The following is an 18930-nucleotide window of genomic DNA, read 5'->3' on the forward strand; positions in this document are numbered from 1 at the left end:
TGCTTACCTGATGGCCCATCAACCCACCGCATCCGCCTCCGTCAGGGCCGGGTCTTCCGGGTTTTCCGGTTCTTCCTGGCAGTAGACATAAGTCACGCCGCTCAGGCGACGATTGAGCTGCTGAAAACCGTCCAGAATCTCCCAGGCCGGATAGGGCAGGCCGGGATGGGCGCGCTTGGCCTGGATCAGCCAGCGGCTGTTGTCCTGTTTGCGCTCCAGGATCTTGCGTCCCAGCTCCGGGCGTTCACGCATCAGCATCCGCGCCACGGTGTTCATCTGCTGGGTAAAGCGAGCCGCGGCATCCAGCACCAGCGGCCGCGCGGCCTCCAGGGCCCGGGGGGAGGCCTGTAGCAGGCGCCGGGCTTCGTCATGGAGTTCCGGTCCCAGGGTGCGAACGATCATGGGCAACTCCCGCATGAAGTCGTCCATGGTGTCCTTCAGGGCCTGATCCTCCCGATTGAGGGAATCATCGGGAATGGCATCCAGAAAGGCGGTCAGTTCGTGGCAGACCGTCTGCACCTCACGACCGCGGCGGGTGATGTCCGCTTCCAGACCATCGTCCAGCGCGCCTTGCTTGAGTCCCTGCATCACGCCGTCACCCATCAGGTGGAGGGTATCGAAGATACGCAGGGTTTCCCGCAGGGCCGCGTTGATGGCCAGAGCGGGATTTTGCAGCAGCAGCGGATCCAGCCTTGGGGTACCGGCCTTGCCCGGGGCGGGGCTGTCCGGAATCAGCATCCTGACCCAGCGTTCCAGGGCCGGGGCAAGGAACAGGGCGGCGCAGGCCAGCAGGTTGAACAGGGTATGGGTCCAGGCCGCCTGCTGGGGCAGTTCGCCCGGCAGTACCTGAAGCGGCAGTTGCGGAATGCCCAGCAGAAGGCCGGCCGCGCCCAGGGCCAGGGGCAGTTTGACCATGAGGATGGCCAGTCCCAGACGGCGTCCCTGGGCATCTCCCCAGCCGGCCAGCAACACGGTCAGGCACAGGCCGATATTGGCACCCAATACCCAAAGCAGCAGCATCGGCAGGGTGATCTGGCCGCCGGCCACCAGGGCCAGGGCCACGGCGATGGACGCGGTGGCACTTTGCACCATCAGGGTCAGCAGGACCGCGCCCACCAGAAACAGCAGGGGCAACTGGCTCAGGGCGGCGAACAGAGCCTCCACCGCCGGATCGGAACCCAGACTGGTGGCGGCGTCGCTCAGCAGGCCCATGCCCATGAGCATGAAGGCGAAGGCCAGCAATGCCTGACCCACGCCGCGAGGACGACTGGATTCCACGAACAGGAACAGTCCGGCCCCCACGGCAAGAAATAGACCGATATAGTGTTGCAGATCGAAGGAGACCATCTGCACCAGTACCGTGGTGCCCAGTTGCGCTCCCAGCAGGACGGCCAGCACGTTCTTCCAGGCCACCTTGCCGCGGCGGGTCATCTGTACCGAGAGCATGGCCGTGGCCGTGGAGGAGGGCATCACCGCGCCGCTGGCCACGCCGCCGACAAAGGCGCGGGCGCGGGTGCGGGTGAAGCCCTGCAGCCAGTCCAGCAGGTCACCCCCCATGATGCGGGCAAAGCCCTTGCGCAGAAACCGCAGGCCAAACAGGATCAGCAGGATGCCGGCGATGAGGTTGATCGGTTCCATGGTTCACCTTCGCTCAGATTTAGGTTTGTTGCGTAGGCCATGTGAACGGTTTATCCGATCACATGGCCGATTTCCATATCAGGCGCCGGGAATATGGGCGCCCAGGAGCCAGGCGGCCATCAGGAAGTACACCGCCAGGCCGGTGAAGTCCTTGATGGTGGTGATGAACGGGTCGGCGCCGGGGGCATGGTCCACACCGATCTTGACCATCACCCAGGGCAGCAGGAAACCCAGGATGGAAGCGGTGAACACGGCGGTGAACAGGGCCACGCCCACCACCACGCCCAGCAGCGGAATCCCGTTGGGCGCACCCTGCCAGAAGTAGGCGATGGTGCCCGCCAGGACCGCGATCACCGACGCCATGGCCAGACCCACCATGGCCTCCCGTACCAGATGGGAGCGGAAGAAACGTTCCATGCTGATGTGGCCCAGGGCCAGGCCACGGGCGAAAATGGTGGTGGACTGGGTGCCTACATTGCCGCCCATGTCCATGACCAGGGGGATGAAGATGGCCAGGGCCACCAGGGCGGCCAGGGTGTCCTCGAAGAAGTCAATGACGCCCCCCACCATCAGGCCACCCGCCAGGGTGACCATCAGGAAGGCCAGCCGTACCCTGACCGAATATCCGATGGGGCCGGAGGTGAGCTTTTCCGACCGCACCACATCCTTGGCGTGCACCATGCTCCCGATGCCGGCCTTCTTGTACACGTCTTCGGAGACGTCCTCTTCCAGCACGTCCATGGCATCGCTGAAGCACAGCACGCCGGCCAGACGATGCTGATCATCCAGTATCGGCAGCACCGGCAGGTCACTGCGCTGCAGCAGGCGGGCGGCATCCACCTTGTTGTCATGGGTGCCGGCGGTCACGCCTTCCCCGTTCACCAGGTTGCGGATGGGTGTGTTGCTTTCGGCCCGCAGCAGGCGGGTCAGGGAGACATGTCCCAGGTACTCCCCCTCGGCATTGGTCACGAAAACCACCGCGCCCATGTCTTCCGGGCTGTCCTCGATGCCGCGCAGTCGTGCCATGGCCTCTGCCACGGTGGTGTCCGCGGTCACTGCCACGTGATCCGAACGCATGACACGCACCACGTTGTCCGCATCGTGGCGAAGGATGGTCTGTACCGATTCGCGTTTTTTGGCGGGCAGGAGGGCCAGCAGTTCATCACCGTAGCGGCGGGAAAGCAGGGACACGGCCCGGGCGATGGTGTAGCTGGGCAGGCGGGCGGCAAAGCGGGCGGCTTCCGCCTTGCCCATGTGCTCCAGCAGTCCCGCCTGTTCCTCGTCGTCCATGTGCAGGAAGGTGGCCACGGCTTCCCTGGGTGTCAGTTCGGAAAAGATGGCCAGTCGGTAGGAGGGTTCGATGGCGGCCAGACAGCGGGCCTTTTCGGTGGGATCGGCATCCATGATGAGAGTCTTGGCCTCATGGAACTGGCCATTGCGAAGATGGTTGAGAACGATGTGGTTCATGGGATGAATTCCGTAATGAATGTTTTCGGCACGAAGCCGTCCACGGAATTCAGGCAAGGGGAGGCCGCGCCTCCCTGGATATGTGAAGATCAGCGGGGAGGGAAGGCCAGCCGCCTGATATCGGCGAACGGCATGTCAAAAACCCTCACCCGTCGCAATGAACGGGGCGAGGGCGGGGGTTCGGGTTCAGGGTCGTCTGGCAAGGACATCACCTCCTGGCATCGGGTTTTGGGTGGCGCACACAGCACCGCGCCACGGGCCGGCGGCCCATGTCGGGTGTTGGATGCAAGTCAAGGGGAGTGCCCGAAGGGGCAGCCGTCAGCGCGCCCCGGCCCTGTCAGGCAACGGAACGAGCAGGTACCCGTCCACGGGGGGACAGGATGACGGGGATGCACTTTCGGCTATCGGCTCCCTGATTGTCGCGGCAGTGTGCGGCGCGCCAGGGGAGCCTCATGAGCGGTAAGGAATTACCGCGGGAGAGAGGGAACCCGAGGGACGCCGCAGACCGCCGTATCGTGACCGTGATCGGCCCGGATCAAGCATCTACAACAAGAACTGTCCATGGGGTTATGGGTACCTCTACAGGTTGCAAAGGGCGGATTTGCCTCAACGGGCGGCATTCTACCCCCAGGAGGCGGTCGGGTAAACCCGATGTTTGCGGTGAGTCGAGCTATTTGGCGATATCCTTTGGCCTTGCCGTGCTTCCCGTTCCACATGCCGTCTGGCGGGCGATGGCTGTTTGCAGGGCGATCGTCCCGCTGTGCCGCCTGCCGATGGCGCCTTCAGGAACTTGTCGTGGAGTCTGGCTACCCAGATAGCGCAGATGGCTGCCGCAGCGTGCGCGGCAATCGGTGGCGCCAAAACCGGCAATCAGCACCTCGCCGCCCGTGGCTGCGTTGAGGTCGCATTCGGCTTCATGATGCAGACTGACGTGGATCACCCGCGCCTCCCGTCGACTCAGCAACCAGTCAATATGCCAGCGCAGCGTCTTGTCCCGGCTCAGGTGTCGCTCCACCCGGGCCACCAGATTGCGTCGGGCGCTGCCGGTATAGACATACCAGCCGGCAGGCAACCGGTGTGATGCCAGTCGCCCCGCTTGGATGCGGCAGGGGCGACTGAGCCGGATATAGAGCTGGTAGGTCGTTGGTAGGGCCAAGGGGCACTGATCCGGGGCGGGCGACCTGCCCGATACTTCAGGAGAACATGGATTTAAACGTGGCCCTGATCTCTTCCCGAATGATTTCCCGAATCCGTTCTTCGGAGATCGGGGGTTCCTGCTTGGGCAGGGCCTCCAGCTCGGCCTGGATCATGGCATGGATGGCGGCTTCGATGGCGCCGGGGGTGGATGCGGATGCCGCAACGGGCGCGGCGGTCGGTGCTTCATCGATCCGTGGCATTTCTTCCGGTTCGGACATGGGGGCCTCGGTTGCTTGTTCTGGCGTGGTGTCGTCAGGAGTGAGTGTATCTTCTTCCGGTTCCGGTTCCGGTTCCGGTTCCGGTTCCGGTTCCGCCATGGGTGTTTCCATGGTCGCTTCCGTTTCCGGCATGGCCTCATCCTCTTCCCGGACGGGCTGGGGTTCGGCTTCCATGATCATTTCTGCTTCCGCCATCGCCTCCTCGATCACCGGCGTGGATGGAGGGGGTTCGTCTTCAGGCTCCGGTGATTCTTCACCGGCCTGCTGCAGCAGCATGTCGAGGACCGGGTCGTGCTCTCCTGCAGTATCGGGGGGTGTCGGCTCTTCTCTTGCTTCTCGGGACCACATGGCATCACTGACCAACTCCAGTTTCTGGACGGAAGGCGCCTCTGCGGCCAGTATGTCCTCAATATCCGGTTCCGGTTCAATCTGCCGTGGTGGCGCCTCATCGACGATGAATCGGTCAAAGTCACCGTTTTCGATCCAGTCCGCCCATTCATCATAGAGGGCATTCTTGTCCGTGACACCCGGGATATCCCCGGAAATGAAGGCCGAGACATCCGAGACCTTGTATTTCTTCCGGACGTACTCCGCCAGAATGACGCCGATATCCTTGTTTTCGCGGGTCAGCGCCACCAGGCGCATCAAGCTCTCGGATTTTGCATTCATGTCGGTTCCCTTCCGGCTATGCCGGCCGGCTGAGTGGATGGGTTGCCGTGGCCCTCGCCAGGCCCCTCATGAACACCTTATCGGCAAGTGGGCAAGGAAATTGAACATTTCCCCGCGCTACATCGTGCCGAGGATCCAGCCCTCGACCCGGGCGATGCGGGATTCGGCGTGTGTGAGCGAAGGGGTGAGATATGAAGCGAGGCTTCCGTCCAGGTCGAAACGGCGTAGCTGCAGGGCGACCACGTAGGCGTCATGCTGGTCGGGTGTGCGGCCGTCCCGTGGATGTGCCTTGCTCCACAGGGAAGGGTAGACCTCGACAAGGACGGCGCGACCCGGGGGCATGTTCCAGCCATCGAAGGGCCAGACATGCAGCCGCTGCCCCAGTGCCAGCCGCAGCAGGCGTAGCCAGGGAAGTCCGGCATGGGTTGATTTGGCCACCGAGCCGGGGACGTCGAAATGAAACACGGACTTCGCCCCCGCCCTTGCCTCGGTAAGGCGACGCCAGCGGGTGTTGCCGGAACGGTCCCGAGCATATCCGCACGAACCGTCGCGGACAAAATCCACATAGGTGTGTTGATCGTCGGTGGGCCAGTGTTGGTGAAAATCATCCAGGAAGGCGGTCCAATCCGGGGGCAGGTGATGGGCTTCGAAATACCGCAGGGGAAAGGAAAATCCGTGATCGATGCCGACGAGGGTAGGTACGTCTTCGGACAAGCGGGCGGTCAGCCACGCCGCAAGACCACGCCGGGTCCAGTATTTTCGTGGACTTGGTGGCGGAAGGACCTCCGTCGGCAGGGATTCCCGGTCGGCTTCGTAGACACGCAAGCCCTTGAGACTGTCATCCGGCGTTTGCGCGCCGGAGTAGTCGATGCCGATATAACGATGGAAAGCAGGATGTTTCACAAGCATCCCTCTGCTATTCGTCGGCATGGTGTTGCAGCCAACGATGGCCTTTACCGGTCACGCGCTGATGCTCCCGTTCTGGTGAGGTGAACAGGCAGGAAAAGCACTTTCAGGATTGTGGGAGGCAGTGTGGGAACGAAAAAAAAGCCCGCCCGTAACTTTTGCTGAAACGGACGGGCTTTTTTGTTTTGGTGGTGGAGCGGATGGGAATCGAACCCACGACCTCAGCAGTGCGATTGCTGCGCTCTCCCAACTGAGCTACCGCCCCATGGGGTGAAAGTATACTCCAGGGTTCCTGCTTGTCACCAGTGCCGGGGGCGGTGCCTCAGCCGGTTGCCGGCTGGAGCAGGATGCCCGCCAGCGGCGGCAGAGTGAGCACCACGGAGTAGGGTTTCCCCATCCAGGGTATGTCTTCGGCTTCCACTTCCAGGTTGCCCAGATTGCCGCCGCCGTAGTAGTGGGAGTCGGAGTTGAAGATCTCCCGATAGCGGCCGGGGCCCGGTACGCCGATGCGATAGCCTTCCCGGGGTACGGGGGTGAAGTTCAGGGCGCTGATGATGAACTGGTTGCCGTCTTCGGTCTTGCGCAGGTAACTCAGGACCGACTGGGCGGCGTCATGACAGTCGATCCAGTCGAAGCCCTGCCATTCGAAGTCGAGGTGATGTAGCGCGGGCTGTTCCCGGTAGAGACGGTTGAGGTCGGCGACCAGGCGTTGGACGCCTTCGTGGAAGGGGTATTGGAGCAGGTGCCATTCCATTTCCCGGGATGCGTCCCATTCGTTGCCCTGACCGATCTCGCAGCCCATGAACAGCAGTTTCTTGCCCGGGTAGCTCCACATGAGGGTGTAGAGCAGGCGCAGGTTGGCAAACCGCTGCCACTCATCGCCGGGCATGCGGTAGAGCAGGGAGCGCTTGCCGTGGACCACTTCGTCGTGGGAGAAGGGCAGCACGAAATTTTCGGTGAAGGCATAGAGCAGACCGAAGGTGAGCCGGTCGTGATGGTAGTGGCGGTGGATGGGGTCCTTCTTGAAATAGTCCAGGGTGTCGTTCATCCAGCCCATGTTCCACTTCATGGCAAAGCCCAGGCCTCCCAGCCAGGTGGGACGGGTGACCTGGGGCCAGGACGTGGATTCCTCCGCGATGATCAGGGCCCCGGGATGGCGGCCCTGGACGGTACTGTTCAACTCCCGCAGGAACTCAATGGCATCCAGGTTTTCGTTGCCGCCGAACTTGTTGGGTACCCAGTCACCGGGTTCCCGGGAATAGTCCAGGTAGAGCATGGAGGCCACGGCGTCCACCCGCAGACCGTCGATATGGAATTCCTCCACCCAGTACATGGCGCTGGAGACGAGGAAGTTCCTCACCTCGTTGCGGCCGTAATTGAAGATCAGGGTGCCCCAGTCACGGTGTTCGCCCAGGCGAGGGTCTTCATGCTCGTACAGGGCGCTGCCGTCGAAGCGGGCCAGCCCGTGGGCGTCCTTGGGAAAATGTCCCGGCGCCCAGTCCAGCAACACGCCGATGCCGTGTTCGTGGCAGAGATTGACGAAATAGCGGAAGTCATCCGGTTCGCCGAAGCGGCTGGTGGGGGCGTAATAGCCGGTGGTCTGGTAGCCCCAGGAGCCATCATAGGGGTGTTCGGTGATCGGCAGCAGTTCCACATGGGTGAAGCCCATGCGGGTGACATAGTCCACCAGTTCCCGGGCCAGTTCCCGGTAATTGAGAAACTGGCCGTCTGCGTCCCGCCGCCAGGAACCCAGGTGCACCTCATAGACGGACATGGGGCGGTGCAGCCAGGCCTCGTTGCAGCGATCCGCCAGCCAGGCCTGGTCGGACCACTGGAAACGGCTGGGAGGGCTGACCACCGCTGCGGTGCGGGGGCGCAGTTCAAAGCGCTGACCGTAAGGGTCGGCCTTGAGCAGGATGGCGTCGGTGTCGCGGTTGCGGATTTCGTACTTGTAGAGGGCGCCGGGCGCCATGCCGGGGATGAACAGCTCCCACACCCCGCTGCCGCCGCGTACCCGCATGGGATGGCAGCGGCCGTCCCAGCGGTTAAAGTCGCCGACCACGGACACCCGTTCCGCGGCGGGTGCCCAGACCGCGAACCGGACGCCCTGAATGCCGTCTACTTCATGAAGATGGGCGCCCAGGAATCGGTAGGCGTGCCAGTGGCGCCCCTCGTTGAACAGGTGGATGTCGAAGTCCGGCACCTGGGGGGCGAAACAGTAGGGATCGTAGGCAATCTGCTCGTGGCCATGACCATCACTCCATCGTATGCGATAGTGTGAGGGCAGGGCGTCGCGGGGGCCGCGCCACTCGAACAGCCCCTGTTTGCCGACGGGCTTCATGGGGGCGTTGAGTTCCATGATGCCGGCCTCGCGGGCGAAGGGTAGCAGGGCGCGCACCACGCACTGCCCCGCCTCCATGTGACGACCCAGAAAGGCAAAGGGGTCGTGATGCCGTGAGTCAAGGATACGTTGGAGATGTTCGTTGTACGATGTAGGCATGAGAGGTTCCGTGGCTGGCGCGGCGGTGTGGCGGCACTTTCCGTGGCTGCAGAAATGATGTAATAGATTCGAAACAGGGACATCGCACTATGATAAGCGGGCCATGCCGGGGGCTGAAGTACCCGATTGAGTCAACCCTATCATGAGCAGCGTGACCGAGTCCCCCATTGACCCGGGTCCGGGAAAGTCAGCGTCAACTACCCCCGACTGAAGTCGGGGGCTTGCCTGCCTGCCGCGTCGCAGGTGAAAGCAAGCCGGGTTGACCAGCCTGAGCCCGCCTGAGCAGGACGCTCGAAAGGGGCTACGTTTGCAACAGGTCGTCAAGACCCACCGGCGGATGCTTCCTCAGTCTGCCGCTCTGGAAGGTTGGGATCATGCTGGCGAAAGGTAAAGCGCCGAAGGTTCCAGTCGCCGCGCCAGCGGGAGCCGGTTGCAGACATTGGCGAGGGGAGATAGGGCGAAAGCCCTGCGTCACTGGTGCCCTTTACGGGGCAGAGCCTTGCGGCCCAGTGGGTGGAAGGCCCACACCTTTTCCTGTGGCTGTAATACCGCAGCCGCAATTCCTCCCGCGATTGAAATCGCGGGTTTCCTTGCGGAAAGATTATGAAATCACAATCTCAACGCTTCGTCAGTCGCATCACCCGAGACACCCTGGCATTGATCCTTGCCGGGGGGCGGGGGTCCCGTCTCAAGCAGCTCACCCTGTGGCGCGCCAAGCCGGCGGTACCCTTCGGCGGCAAGTTCCGGATCATCGACTTTCCGCTGTCCAACTGCATCAACTCGGGTATCCGTCAGGTGGGAGTGCTCACCCAGTACAAGTCCCATTCCCTGATCCAGCACATCCAACGCGGCTGGGGGTTCCTGCGCGGGGAGTTCGGCGAGTTCGTGGAACTGCTGCCGGCCCAGCAGCGCATCGAGACTTCCTGGTATGAAGGGACGGCGGACGCAGTCTATCAGAACCTGGACATCATCCGTGACCATGACCCGGGGTACGTTCTCATCCTGGCCGGCGATCATATCTACAAGATGGACTACGGCGACATGATCGCCTACCACGTGGAGTCCGGCGCCGACATGACCGTCGGATGCCTGGAGGTGGATCTGGAAACCGCCCGGGGGTTTGGCGTCATGGCGGTGGACGGAGACGGCCGGGTGCGTCAGTTCACGGAAAAACCGGCGCAGCCCCAGAGCATTCCCGACAAGCCGGACAAGGCGCTCGCCTCCATGGGGATCTATGTCTTCAATACCCGCTTCCTGTTCGAACAGCTGATCAAGGATGCGGATACCCCGGGCTCCAGCCATGATTTCGGCAAGGACATCATCCCCAACGTGATCAAGTCCTATCGGGTGATGGCGTATCCCTTCCGGGACGTGCAGACCGGTTCCCAGGCCTACTGGCGTGACGTGGGGACCATCGACTCCTACTGGCAGGCCAATCTGGAGCTGATCGGCGTGACGCCGGAACTGAATCTTTACGACATGGACTGGCCCATCTGGACCTACCAGGAGCAGTTGCCGCCGGCCAAGTTCGTGTTTGACGACGATGACCGGCGCGGCATGGCAGTGGATTCCATGGTCTCCGGGGGTTGCATCATCTCCGGTGCGCTGGTGCGACATTCCTTGCTGTTCTCCAATGTGATCGTCAACTCCTTCAGCCAGATCACCGATTCCGTGGTCCTGCCCGATGTGGAGATCGGTCGTCATTGCCGGATTCACAAGGCCGTGATCGACAAGGGTTGCCGGATTCCCGAAGGCATGGTAATCGGTGAAGATCCGGTGGAGGATGCCAAGCGCTTCCATGTCTCGGATGGCGGTGTGACCGTGGTGACGCCCGAAATGCTCGGCAACATGCCCCGCTATGCCCGCTGAGTCCTCCACCCGGATGAATTCTCCGGCGATCAGGCTGGTGCTGTGCTGGCACATGCATCAGCCCGAATATCGCGAGGCGGGCACCGGCCGCTACGCCCTGCCCTGGACCTATCTGCATGCCATCAAGGATTACGTGGACATGGCCGCTCACCTGGAGGCGACTCCCGGCGCCCGGGCCGTGGTCAACTTCGCCCCGGTGCTGCTGGAGCAGATCAAGGATTACGCCGATCAGGTGGCTGCCTTCCTGTCCCGGGGGGAAGCCGTTTCCGATCCGGTACTGGCCTTGCTGGGGGCGCAGTCGCCGCCCGCCGGTGTTACCGAACGCATGCAGCTGGCCGAGGCCTGCGCGCGGGCCAATCGCAAGCGTCTGATCGAGCCCCATGCGGATTATCGGATGCTTGTCGACATGCTGCCCTGGCTGCGCCAGCAACCGGATGCCGTGGCCTATCTGGCGGATCAGTATTTCTTCGATCTTGTGACTTGGTATCACTTGGTGTGGCTGGGTGAGACGGTCCGGCGCAAGGATCCCCGCATCGATTCGCTGATGAAGCAGGGGCGTGATTTCACGCCGGGACAGCGCAGGCTGTTGCTGGAAATCATTGCGGAACTGCTGGGGAATCTGATCGGTCGCTACCGGCGCCTGGCCCGGTCGGGGCAGGTGGAGCTGTCCTTCACCCCCTATGCTCACCCCATCATGCCCCTGTTGCTGGACTTGAAATCCGCACGGGAAGCGGTTCCGGAAATGAAGCTGCCCGAGGCTTCCTCCTATCCCGGAGGCGATGCCCGGGTCCGCTGGCACGTGGCGCACGGCATGCGGGTGTTCGAGTCGCATTTCGGCCTGCGCCCGGCGGGTTGCTGGCCCTCCGAGGGCAGCGTCAGCGATGCCACCCTGCGGTTACTGGCCCAGGAGGGGGTCCGGTGGGCGGCTTCCGGTGAGGGGGTGCTGTTGAATTCCCTGCGCACATCATCCGTGAGCCCGCCGGCCGCGGATCGTACCTGGCTCTATCGTCCCTATCGTTACGATGCCGAATCCCTGGCAGTCTTTTTCCGGGATGATGCCCTGTCCGACTCCATCGGCTTTCGTTATGCCGACTGGCATGGGGATGATGCAGTGGCCGATTTCATTCACCAGTTGGAGCGGATCGCCGGTCAGCTGGCCGGCTCACGCAGGCCACAGGACCCACCGCCGGTGGTATCCGTCATACTCGATGGCGAAAATGCCTGGGAATACTATCCCAACAATGGTTTCTATTTTCTCTCCGCCCTGTATCCCAAACTGGTGGCGCATCCGGACATCGAGCTCACGACCTTCAGTGACGTCCTGGATGACGGGCCGCCCCCGTCGGCATTGTCCCGCGTGGTGGCGGGGAGTTGGGTCTATGGTAACTTCGAAACCTGGATCGGGTCCGCGGACAAGAATCGGGGCTGGGACATGCTGGTCGACGCCAAGATCCATGTGGACCGGGTTCTGGCACAAGGCCGGTTGACGCCGGTCGAGGAAGCCGCGGTGCTGGATCAGCTGGCGGTCTGCGAGGGTTCCGACTGGTGCTGGTGGTTCGGTGACTACAACCCTTCCTCGGCGGTGAGCTTGTTCGAGCGTCTGTATCGTCAGCACTTGAGCCACCTGTACCGTCTCATGGGGGAAACACCTCCGGCTTATCTGGCACAGTCCGTGAGCCGGGGCAGTGGCGAGCCGGTGGCGGGCGGTGTCATGCGAACCGGTCAGAAATCCGAATGATGAAGGTGGTGGTTCAAGGTTCTCCCGCGTCCGGTCCATGCAGTTCGGTATCATCGGCGGGAGTCAGTCACATTGGACGGAGGCAACGTGTCCGTAACCGTTCCTGAAGCCCGGTCATTTCTGGACCGGCGCCGTGCCGGTATTCTGCTGCATCCCACCTCGCTCCCGGGCAGTGCCGCGCAAGGTGCCCTGGGACATGAGGCCCACCGCTTCATCGAGTTTCTAGAGGCCTGTGGCGCGACCGTCTGGCAGGTGCTGCCGTTGAATCAGCCCCACGCCGGTGGATCCCCGTATCAGTGCATGTCGGTACACGCCGGCCATACCGGTCTGATCTGTCTGGAAGCGCTGCGCCGACGGGGCTGGCTGGCGGAGGAAAAACCCGCCCATCGGGAACTGGGGTTGAGAAACCCCTTCGGCTGTATTGCGTTGCAGGAGGCCAGGCTGGGTTTTGAGGCCCATGCCGGTGATGATGAGCGGGCCGCCTTTGCCGCCTTCAAGTCACATCATGGGTACTGGCTGGAAGACTACGCGCTGTATCTGGGACTCAAAGCCGAACAGGGCCAGGCCCCTTGGTGGGAATGGCCCGCACCCTTGCGTGATCGGGAGGAGGGGGCACTGGCGGCGGCCAGGCAGCGGCTTGAGTCCGTGCTGGAACAATACCGTTTTGAGCAATTCCTGTTCTACGATCAGCTGCAGGCGGTGAAGCAGCATGCCAACCGCAGGGGGATACTCCTGTTTGGCGACATGCCCATCTTCGTGGCCAGTGACAGTGCCGATGTCTGGACCCATCGTCGCCTGTTCGATCTGGATGCCCGAGGTCTGCCCAATACCGTGGCCGGGGTGCCTCCCGATTATTTCTCGGCCACGGGCCAGCGTTGGGGGAATCCTCACTATCACTGGCGGAACATGGAGGCCGACGGATTCCAGTGGTGGATCGAACGCATCAGTGCGGCCCTGGAGATGGTGGACCTGATCCGCATCGACCACTTCCGCGGCTTTGAGGCCTATTGGTCGATCCCCGCGGACGAGGAAACCGCCATCAACGGTCACTGGGTGCCGGCACCGGGCAAGGCTCTGTTCGATACCTTGCGGGAACGGTTTGGCACCTTGCCGCTGGTGGCGGAGGATCTTGGCGTGATCACCCCCGAGGTGGAGGCCCTGAGGGAACAGAACGGCCTGCCGGGAATGAAAATCCTGCAGTTTGCCTTTGAAGGCGGGTCCGCCAATCCCTATCTGCCCCATCATCACCAGGAAAACTCGGTGGTGTATACGGGCACCCATGACAACGACACCACCCTGGGCTGGTATGCCGCCTGTGACGAGACGCTCCAGAGCCGGGTGAGGGAATATCTGGGTTTCCCCGATGAGTCCATGCCCTGGCCCCTGATACGCAGCGCACTGGCCTCGGTGTCACGCCTGGCGGTCCTGCCGATGCAGGACGTGCTGGAACTGGATGGGCATCATCGCATGAACACGCCGGGCACCCAGGAGGGTAACTGGTGCTGGCGTTTTTCCTGGGAACAGGTGCCCGACAGCCTGGCTGGACACCTTCGGCATCTCATGAGTCTCTACGGCCGGGTCTGATCCGGGGCGACGGGGAGCGGAGAACCGTCCTGGAGCAGGCTGCCGATGACATCTGCCGGCTGCGGATGGCTGAACAGGAAGCCTTGTCCCCGCGTGCAGCGATGCGCCATCAGGAAATCCCGCTGGGTCGGGGTTTCCACCCCTTCCGCCACCACCTCCAGACCCAGATTCAGGCCCAGTCCGATCATGGCATCGACGATAGCCATGGTCTGTCTGCAACGTGCGGGATCCCGTTCCAGCTCCGCAATGAAGGACTGGTCGATCTTCAGGCCGTGGACCGGCAGGTTGCTCAGGTAGCTCATGGAGGCATAGCCCGTTCCGAAATCATCCAGGGACAGGGTGAATCCGGCCGTTTTCAGCTCCGATAGGATGGCCCTGGCGTCGTCGATGGAGCGCATGGCCGTGCTTTCGGTGATTTCGAATTCCAGCAGCGCGGGGTCGATGTCGTGTTGTGACACCGTGGCCAGGACCTCGGTCACAAGGCCTTGTTTGTAGAGTTCCTGCGTGGTCAGGTTGATGGCAACCGGTACCACGGGGATACCGGCCGCTCGCCAGCGCTGGATCTGTTCGCAGGTCTTGCGCAACACCAGTGGGCCGAGACTGAGAATGAGGCCGCTGCTTTCCGCCACCGGTATGAAACGGTGAGGGGGCAGGAGCCCCTGTTCCGGGTGAAGCCAGCGCACCAGGGCTTCAAGACTCTGGATCTGCCCGGTGGCCATGTCGACGCGCGGTTGGAAATGGAGCAGCAGTTCATCCCGTTCCAGGCCCCGGCGCAAGGCTTGTTCCAACTGAAACTGATCCTTGAGCTGCTTGTCCATGGTGGAGGTGAAGAAACAGTAGGCGCGCCCCTCGCCGTCGTTCTTGCTGCGATGCAGGGCGGCATCACCTCGACGCATCAGTTCGTCCACGGTATCGGCATCTCCCGGGAAAAGGGCGATGCCGGTGCTGGCGGTGACCACTAGAGACTGGTCCTGGATGGTCAGGGGTTGTTCCACCAGCTGCTGGATGCGTTCCGCCAGATGCAGCGCGTCCTGGGTCTGTGCCATGTGCGCCTTGAGCAACAGGAAGTGGTCCCCACCCAGTCTTGCCAGGGTGTCTTCCTTGCCAAGCAGGCCCTGGAGCCGATCGGACAGGATGCGCAACAGTTCATCCCCCGCGGCATGTCCCAGGGAATCATTGACCCGCTTGAGGTCATCGACATCGATGGAAAAGATCGCCAGGTGATCACCGTTATGTCGGACCCTGACCATGGCCTGCTGGAGGCATTCCCGCATGACCGCCCGCTTGGGCAGGCCGGTGAGAGGATCATAATGGGCCAGGTAACTCAGCTGTTCCGACAGGGCCTTGCGGTCACTCAGGTCCTCGGACATCTTGACGAAATGAGTGATGTCTCCCTGGGTATTTTTCAGCGGGGTCAATGTCGCTTGTTCCCAGAAATGCTCCCCGGATTTCTTGCGTACGGCCAGTTCTCCGCTCCATATCCTGCCCGCGGACAGGTCATGCAGAATGCCGTCAAGATCCGGACTCATGGCCGCGTCATGGGGATGGATCAGTGCCAGGGGTTGGCCCTGAATCTCTTCTCGACTGAAACCGGTCAGTTGGCTGAAACGGGCATTGATGTATTCGATACGGGCTTCCCGGTCGGTAACCAGCACGATACTGGGACTTTGCTCCACCACCAGCGCCAGTCGCTGGATGCGGCTTTGTTGCCGCTTCTGTTCGGTGATGTCAATCAGTCCGCCGTAGAGCCGGACCGGCCCCGTGGGGTGTGATGAGGGGATGCATTCGGAGGTGGCCCTGACCCAGCGGGGCGGGCCAAGCTTGCTGCGCAGGCGCAATTCACAGCAGGAGGCCCGGCCGGGTTCAAGCTCGAGGATTTCCCGTTTGAAGATTGCCTGATCCTCGTCCAGGACCAGGAATTCCCAGGAGCCCCGATCACGGATATCGGCCACACTGTAACCGGTCATGGCCTGGATCGAGTCGGTCATCCAGTCGATCTGCAGTGTGCCCCGGTCATCCCTGAGGCAGGCATAGGCGATATCGCTGGTCACGGCGCAGATATGCCGATAGCGCGCTTCGCTTTCCTGAAGTTCCTTCTGGGCACGACAACGGATGATCATGCCGGCCAGATTTTCCGCGACCATGCGCATCTGGTCGGGCTGTTCCTGCCAGTGGTGAGCCGGCAGCTGCCCGAAGCTTTCCAGCAGCAGCAGGCCCAGGATTTCACCGTCGCTGATCATGGGGACCAGACGGACCGAGCGGGCGTTGTCAGGGCTGAGCAGCTGATGTTCCCGGGCAAATTCCGGGGGTTGTCCCGGCCCCTTTTCCAGCATCAACACCTCACGGGCTCGCATCCGGAGGGTGGTCCAGGGCAGTTGCGTGACATGCCATTGCCGGCGCAGGTCGGGTCCCGTCCCATCGCCTTCCAGGCCGGACCAGTGATGGGTAAGTTCCAGGGCGTTGCGATCCGGGGAATATTCCAGGATACGGCAGCGCTCTGCCTGGAAAAACCGTCCGATCTGTTGCAGTGCCTGCACCATGGCCGGGTCCATGTGCTCGATGCGGGTATTGACGAACAAGGACGAGATATTGGCCAGCATGGCCTGGAAGCGCAGCTGGTGTTCCAGGGAGTCCTGGGCATTCTGCCGTTCGGTGATATCCCGGTTGATCCCCCGATAGCCCATGAATTCACCGTGGGCGTCCATCACCGGGTTGCAGACATGTTCGACCCAGCGGGTTTCGCCGCTCTTGGTCAGGATCCGGAACTGCACCGGGGCACTGTCAAGTGTCCTGTCCGTGGCGGTCTTGTGCGATTGGTACCGGGGCAGGTCATCCGGATGAATGATCCGTTCCATGAGTTCGGGATCGTCCATGAAGTCTTCCGCGCTATACCCGGTGATACGCGCACAGGCGGGGGAGATGTAACGAAATTCCCCGTCATGGCCGAGCCAGAAATCCCAGTCGGGGGAGAAGGTCGCCAGGATGCGGTAGTTGTCCTCACTCTCCTGCAGACGGGCATAGGATTCCATCAATGCGTCACGCTGCTGTATGAGCGGGGTCTGGTCCACGATGCTGCAGATGAAACCCGGCTTGGCGCCATCCGGTTCCGGCAGGCGGATCAGGGCAATGTCGGCGATCAATGGGCGGCCGTCGGCCCGCCGCAGTCGAACGGCCTGGCAGTCCGAGCGTCCATCATGGCGTGCCCGCTCCAGTGCGTTTTCCAGGAAATTGCGGTGCTTTGCCTCGGATAGCTGGGTGAACAACCTGCGATTGAGGGCGAGGGTCCGGTGTGCGGCGCTGTTGGCGTCCTGCAGAAAGCCGCTCCAGTCAATCCGCAGGACCGGTAGCGGCAGTTCCTGATACAGGCGGCTGAACCGGCTCAGCGCCAGTTCGGTTGCCGTCTGGCTCTCCAGCAATGCCTCCTGCTGGATGCGCAGTTCGGCATGGTAGATGTGCAACTCCTCCAGGAGTGTCTCGACGTCCAGCTCACCCCGTTGCAGGGAGAACAGGGTGCTGTCGAAGCTGTGATCCCGCAGGATCTGCTTGGCTCTTTCACGCAGGGTGGCGGCGTTGAGCAGTGGCATCTTGGAGGCCATGAGTTATCCGAAGACGACGTTCAAACGTCCCAGGATACGGCAAACAGACAACTCGATGCACCCGTGGCCCCGCAGGCGGTCTCCCGAACGGTAGTGTTCTTGTGGACCAGCGATCGGAATAGGTGCTCAAAGGTTGCCGCATAGTAATCACAGACCGGCTCGTGGGCCTGGATTTCCTTGCAGATGGGGCCGCCGGTAATGCTCAGTTCCAGGCTCCGGTCACGGTTGACCTGGAAACGGCCGCTTCCGGTGAAGGTCCAGGCATTGCGTGAAATGGCGGTCAGGAGAATGCGGCTGGCGGGTCCCGCCGGCAGTAGCCGGAGCAGTGTCTGGACCGGTTTGGGAATACGGTTGGCCAGCAGGTATTCGGCGGTCAGGCGGCCTGCCTCGCGGGAGACCGACCTCGCCTCTTCGGGAGTGAGGGTTTCCCGGACCACCCGGTGCAGGGCGGTCACGTCTTTTTCATCCACCATCTGGGTGGGCGGCTCGGACAGATAGTGCATCAGCCCGGCGGCTTCGAAGATCCGTGCGGTTACGGCCTCTCCCTGCTGGTGGGTCAATGCTTGAGCCATGCGGGTGATGGAGTTGGGACCGATGGTGCCGGGGGTATGTGCGTGCGCAGTCATGATGGGTGTGCAGGTTCAGGAGCGAAGACGGCCGGGACCGGCGGCAAGCCCAGTCCCTGGAGACTCCTTGTCAGGGTCATTGGCCACCGGGATGTTGGGTCTGATGGGTCGGAAACAGGGTTCGGGCTGACGGGAGCGAAGCGCCCAGTTCCACAGTGCTTGCGAGGGCAGGGGCAGTACCAGGAACCAGTGTTCGAGGATTGCCAGGATCATCAAAATGGCCAGGAAGGTTGCCATGATGGCCTGGTGGGCGGAAACCTCCGGACTCAAGGCCATTTGTACCAGGAATACCGCCACCACCGTGGACGCGGTGACCGTCAGGGGGAACAGCAGATTCATGGGGCGCTTGCGGAAGTAGCTCTCCAGGTAGCGCAGATGATCCGGTAGCCACTCTTCATTGAGATTGCGCACGCCGAGGAAGACGTTGAGCTTGGTGCTGGTGCGCATGATCCAGAGGATGAGGAAGGTGTACAGGCCCATCTGATTGGCGCCCCCCCAGGTTACCCACAAAATGGCGACCGCACTGATCAGTAGTGCCAGTTCATGGTAGATGATGGCCTGGGTGGCGTAGAGGAATCGCCGCCAGCCACGGGCATTGTCCGGGCAGCGGGTACGCCGGGAGCCCGTGATCAGCCCCATGAGGAAGCTCATTTCCACCCAGCCCCAGATCAGGATGGCACAGGTGAAGGCAATATAGGCGCCGGCGACGGAGACATCCTGACTGGTGATGGCCAGACCGTACAGGGCCGCGGCGCCAAGCAGGGTGGCGCCAAGCATGCTCCAGCGATAGGTATGCCGGGGGAGTCCGTCCAGATAGATGATCGCTCCGGTGCTGAACCACCAGAGGAAGACCACATAGAGGATTGGCAGGCCGAACTGTGTCACGGATTCAGTTTACCCGGTTTCGCGGCCTAGCGCGCAA

The 18930-nt window shown here is 62.4% G+C and carries 12 protein-coding genes and 1 tRNA gene; 3 read left to right on the top strand and 10 right to left on the bottom strand.

Features of this window, described 5'->3' with window-relative positions; genetic code table 11:
* Nucleotides 1–18: 18 nt before the first annotated feature.
* The 7 genes from LQD11_RS05165 to glgB all read right to left on the bottom strand — a co-directional run bounded on the left by LQD11_RS05165 (nt 19) and on the right by glgB (nt 8595).
* On the bottom strand, nt 19–1638 hold the full coding sequence (locus LQD11_RS05165) for a Na/Pi cotransporter family protein (protein ID WP_238616570.1): 1620 nt from the start codon (nt 1636–1638) through the stop codon (nt 19–21).
* Nucleotides 1639–1716: 78 nt separating this feature from the next.
* A complete protein-coding gene (gene mgtE / locus LQD11_RS05170; RefSeq protein WP_238616571.1) occupies nt 1717–3105 on the bottom strand; it encodes a magnesium transporter in 1389 nt (462 codons plus the stop codon).
* A 670-nt stretch (nt 3106–3775) separates the two neighbouring features.
* Entirely contained in the window at nt 3776–4261 is a 486-nt protein-coding gene (locus tag LQD11_RS05175) for a GIY-YIG nuclease family protein (RefSeq protein WP_238616572.1), read from the bottom strand.
* Nucleotides 4262–4298: 37 nt separating this feature from the next.
* A complete protein-coding gene (locus LQD11_RS05180; RefSeq protein WP_238616573.1) occupies nt 4299–5189 on the bottom strand; it encodes a hypothetical protein in 891 nt (296 codons plus the stop codon).
* 117 nt (nt 5190–5306) lie between these two features.
* Entirely contained in the window at nt 5307–6098 is a 792-nt protein-coding gene (locus LQD11_RS05185; protein ID WP_238616574.1) for a hypothetical protein, read from the bottom strand.
* Nucleotides 6099–6284: 186 nt separating this feature from the next.
* A tRNA-Ala gene (locus LQD11_RS05190) sits at nt 6285–6360 on the bottom strand.
* Between the two features lie 57 nt (nt 6361–6417).
* Entirely contained in the window at nt 6418–8595 is a 2178-nt protein-coding gene (glgB, locus tag LQD11_RS05195) for a 1,4-alpha-glucan branching protein GlgB (RefSeq protein ID WP_238616575.1), read from the bottom strand.
* A gap of 603 nt (nt 8596–9198) precedes the next feature.
* Here glgB and glgC point away from each other — a divergent pair.
* From glgC to malQ, 3 genes are all read left to right on the top strand, one after another.
* The gene (glgC, locus tag LQD11_RS05200) at nt 9199–10464 is read left to right on the top strand and encodes a glucose-1-phosphate adenylyltransferase (RefSeq protein ID WP_238616576.1); all 1266 of its coding nucleotides are present in this window, start codon (nt 9199–9201) and stop codon (nt 10462–10464) included.
* A gap of 13 nt (nt 10465–10477) precedes the next feature.
* A complete protein-coding gene (locus LQD11_RS05205) occupies nt 10478–12202 on the top strand; it encodes a glycoside hydrolase family 57 protein (protein ID WP_238616577.1) in 1725 nt (574 codons plus the stop codon).
* Between the two features lie 87 nt (nt 12203–12289).
* The gene (gene malQ, locus LQD11_RS05210; protein WP_238616578.1) at nt 12290–13786 is read left to right on the top strand and encodes a 4-alpha-glucanotransferase; all 1497 of its coding nucleotides are present in this window, start codon (nt 12290–12292) and stop codon (nt 13784–13786) included.
* Here the strand turns inward: malQ and LQD11_RS05215 are convergent.
* From LQD11_RS05215 to puhE, 3 genes are read right to left on the bottom strand one after another with little or no spacing between them, the layout of a single operon-like run.
* Nucleotides 13771–17382: an EAL domain-containing protein gene (locus tag LQD11_RS05215; RefSeq protein ID WP_238616579.1), complete on the bottom strand. Its 3612-nt coding sequence runs from the start codon at nt 17380–17382 to the stop codon at nt 13771–13773. The two genes, malQ and LQD11_RS05215, sit on opposite strands and share 16 nt — an antisense overlap.
* Nucleotides 17383–17402: 20 nt before the next feature.
* Complete coding sequence (gene bchJ / locus LQD11_RS05220) at nt 17403–18008, bottom strand: bacteriochlorophyll 4-vinyl reductase (protein ID WP_238616580.1); 606 nt, start codon at nt 18006–18008, stop codon at nt 17403–17405.
* 15 nt (nt 18009–18023) lie between these two features.
* Nucleotides 18024–18893, bottom strand: coding sequence for a putative photosynthetic complex assembly protein PuhE (puhE, locus tag LQD11_RS05225; protein WP_008932210.1), 870 nt, complete (start codon nt 18891–18893; stop codon nt 18024–18026).
* Between the last annotated feature and the right edge of the window lie 37 nt (nt 18894–18930).

It is taken from the genome of Ectothiorhodospira shaposhnikovii (assembly GCF_022227765.1).
Taxonomy (GTDB): Bacteria; Pseudomonadota; Gammaproteobacteria; order Ectothiorhodospirales; family Ectothiorhodospiraceae; genus Ectothiorhodospira.

Bases quoted from the DNA above. Each gene is read 5' to 3' on its own strand.
- LQD11_RS05165 (WP_238616570.1), bottom strand. From the start codon at position 1,638: ATGGAACCGATCAACCTCATCGCCGGCATCCTGCTGATCCTGTTTGGC.
- mgtE (WP_238616571.1), bottom strand. From the start codon at position 3,105: ATGAACCACATCGTTCTCAACCATCTTCGCAATGGCCAGTTCCATGAG.
- LQD11_RS05180 (WP_238616573.1), bottom strand. From the start codon at position 5,189: ATGAATGCAAAATCCGAGAGCTTGATGCGCCTGGTGGCGCTGACCCGC.
- LQD11_RS05185 (WP_238616574.1), bottom strand. From the start codon at position 6,098: ATGCTTGTGAAACATCCTGCTTTCCATCGTTATATCGGCATCGACTAC.
- glgB (WP_238616575.1), bottom strand. From the start codon at position 8,595: ATGCCTACATCGTACAACGAACATCTCCAACGTATCCTTGACTCACGG.
- glgC (WP_238616576.1), top strand. From the start codon at position 9,199: ATGAAATCACAATCTCAACGCTTCGTCAGTCGCATCACCCGAGACACC.
- LQD11_RS05205 (WP_238616577.1), top strand. From the start codon at position 10,478: ATGAATTCTCCGGCGATCAGGCTGGTGCTGTGCTGGCACATGCATCAG.
- LQD11_RS05215 (WP_238616579.1), bottom strand. From the start codon at position 17,382: ATGGCCTCCAAGATGCCACTGCTCAACGCCGCCACCCTGCGTGAAAGA.
- bchJ (WP_238616580.1), bottom strand. From the start codon at position 18,008: ATGACTGCGCACGCACATACCCCCGGCACCATCGGTCCCAACTCCATC.